The 308-nt window shown below is 27.6% G+C and carries 1 protein-coding gene; it reads left to right on the top strand.

Annotated features, from left to right (window positions below):
• Positions 1–308: hypothetical protein (locus OF365_RS03265; protein ID WP_318031888.1), on the top strand; the 308-nt coding region annotated here is incomplete at both ends.

Raw genomic sequence — 308 nt, 5'->3', positions numbered from 1 at the left:
ATGCCACTGATTTAAAAACTGATGAGGGGATTAACAAAAAACTCTTAGAATCCAAAATCGAAAATTCTTTACAATTAGAGATCTTTCGAAACCAGTTTTTTGAACAAAACAAAGCCTGATTTGCGCCTAATTTAATTGCTAATATCGAACAATGATTTGTTGATAATTGTCAAAAGCAAGTAAATACAAGCAACATTCTTTTATTCTGATACATCATAATTAAACAATTTAAAAAAGAAATCCATAATCTTTACAAAAAAACCTTGGCTGAAATTATTAAAAAAGACGATCAGCAAGAGTATGTTTTA

Source organism: Ureaplasma zalophigenitalium (assembly GCF_025780055.1).
Lineage (GTDB): Bacteria > Bacillota_I > Bacilli_A > Mycoplasmatales > Mycoplasmoidaceae > Ureaplasma > Ureaplasma zalophigenitalium.
The sequence above is the reverse complement of the archived record's forward strand: the minus strand, read 5'-3'. Positions and strand labels throughout refer to the sequence as shown.